Raw genomic sequence first — 2564 nt, 5'->3', positions numbered from 1 at the left:
GGAAGAAGTGCAGTTCACCTACCGCAAAATCACCTGGACCCACGAAGTATCCGGTACTTCGGGTTCCGATGACTGGCGTGCTCCAGTCGTTTAATCGCGGCTGATGGTTTTACCGCCTCGGCCGGTTTCGCCGGTCGAGGCACACTCACTACTTAAAGAATTTTTCGCCACCAGCCCACCATCAGGCTGTTGCGCGTCGCAGCATTGCGCGAGGAACATGGGATGTTCTCACCGGCCAACCAGCCTCATTTCAACCTGACCGTCGATGGCGTGGAAACCGATTTCCAGGTCTTGTCGTTTACCGGCCGGGAGGCACTCAACACCCCCTTCGAATTCGAGTTGGAACTGGTCAGCGAAAAGGCTGCGATCAACCTCGAAAGCGTGCTGCACAAACTGGCGTTTCTTCAGTTGTCTCCGACCGGCACCGGCATTCACGGGCTGGTCTATAGCATCGCCCAGGGCGAGGCCGGAAAGCGCCTGACCCGCTACAAAATCTCCCTGCGCCCGCAACTGGCGTACCTCGCGCATCGGGTCAATCAGCGCGTTTTCCAGCAGATGACCGTGCAGCAGATCATCAGCCAGGTGCTGGAAGAACACGGCATCCTCGCCAGCGATTACCACTTCCAGCTGAGCGCGATTTACCCAGAGCGCATCTACTGCGTGCAGTACGACGAATCGGATCTCGATTTCATCCAGCGCCTGTGCGAGGAAGAAGGTATTCACTACCACTTCCAGCACACCGCCAGTGGTCACAAACTGACCTTCGGCGATGACCAGACGGTGTTCCCGAAACTCGCGCCCGTGGCCTATCAACAAGATTCCGGACTGGTCGCCGACAGACCGGTGGTCAAACGTTTTGGTTTGCGCCTGGCCACACGCACCAGTCGCACGACTCGGCGCGATTACGACTTCATCAAGCCGAAGATCGAGCTGGAAAGTGATGCCAAAAGCAGCGCCCAACCGGATCTGGAAGATTACGACTACCCGGGCCGGTTCGTTGATCGCGAGCGCGGTAAACATCTGGCTAATCGCGCGCTGGAACGCCATCGCAGCGACTATCGTCTTGCCGAAGGCAACAGCGACCAACCAATCCTCGTCACCGGGCATTTCCTCGCCCTGACCGAACACGCCAACCCGACGTGGAACGACCTGTGGCTGCTCACTGAAATCCTCCACGAAGGCAAGCAGCCGCAAGTGTTGGAAGAGTCGGTGACCAGCGACACCACGGACAACAAGGACGATTTCCACCAAGGCTACCGCAACCGCTTCAGCGCGATCCCGTGGGACGTGCCGTACCGTCCGCCGCTCGACCACCCGAAACCGAAAGTCCTCGGCACCCAGAGTGCCGTGGTCTGCGGCCCGGAAGGCGAAGAGATCTATTGCGATCAGTACGGCCGGGTGAAGGTGCAGTTCTTCTGGGACCGTGAAGGCAAGCACGACGACATGACCAGTTGCTGGATGCGAGTGGCGTCGAGTTGGGCAGCGGAAACCTTTGGTTCGATCAACATTCCACGCGTTGGCATGGAAGTGCTGATCACCTTCCTTGAAGGCGATCCCGACCAGCCGCTGATCACCGGTTGTCTGTACCATGGCGCCAATCTGCCGCCGTACAAGCTGCCGGATTTCAAGACCCTGGCCACGGTCAAGAGTAAGGAATACAAAGGCAGCCGCGCCAACGAACTGAGGATCGACGACACCACCAGCGAGATCAGCATCGCGCTGCGCAGTGACCACGGCGCCAGTGCGATCAACCTCGGCTACCTGACGCATCCACGCCCTAGTGGTGGGCAACCGCGCGGCGAAGGTTTCGAATTGCGCACCGACCGCCATGGCGCGGTGCGTGCCGGTGCCGGTCTGCTGATCACCACCGAGCCACGTCCAAACGAGTCGAAACACCACAAGGATCTGCCGGAAACTGCCGAGCGACTCGCCACCGCGAGCGACCAGCAGGACGGCTTTGCGGTGCAGGCCAAGGAGTTGCAAGCGCAGGAAGCCGGCGATCAGGACGACGTGGCCAAAGCCTTACACGCCCAGCATCAAGGCGTGCTCGGCAGTGGCCCGGCGAACATGACGGCGAACGAATTCCCGGAATTCACTGAACCGCATCTGGTACTGGCCAGTCCCGCCGGCATTGCGTTAACCACGCCGCGCTCCAGCCACATCGCCACTGGCGAACACCTGGCATTGAGCAGCACCGGCCACACCAGTCTCTCCATCGGCAAACGCCTGCTGGCCAGTGCCAGTCGCGGCATGCGCCTGTTCGTGCAAAGCATGGGTTGGCGTCTGGTGGCCGCGTCCGGCGACATCGATGTGCGCGCGCTCAAGGACAGCATCAACCTGCTGGCCAAACTCAACATCACCGCCAACGCCGACCGCATCACCATCACCGCGAAAACCGAACTGGTGATTCAGGGCGGCGGCAGCGCCACCACCTACAACGCTGGCGGCATCACCCACGCCACCAGCGGGCCGTACACCGCGCACGCGGCGAACTTCGCCTACACCGGCGCGAAAAGTCTCGCCGGAGTGTTCCCGGAACCACCAAAACCCGGCAAGGGCAACCT

Annotated in this window: 1 protein-coding gene and 1 pseudogene; both read left to right on the top strand. The window is 60.7% G+C overall.

Annotation, left to right across the window (positions count from 1 at the left end):
• Positions 1-94, top strand: a pseudogene (locus ACIOU6_RS27850) (type VI secretion system tube protein Hcp); the annotation flags it as partial.
• A 128-nt stretch (positions 95-222) separates the two neighbouring features.
• Positions 223-2564, top strand: a 2342-nt coding sequence (locus tag ACIOU6_RS27845) for a type VI secretion system tip protein VgrG (protein ID WP_401139938.1), incomplete at its 3' end; no start/stop codon positions are given.

The sequence above is a fragment of the Pseudomonas sp. NPDC087615 genome (assembly GCF_044743445.1).
GTDB lineage: Bacteria > Pseudomonadota > Gammaproteobacteria > Pseudomonadales > Pseudomonadaceae > Aquipseudomonas > Aquipseudomonas baetica_A.
This window is presented reverse-complemented; position numbering and strand designations above follow the sequence as displayed.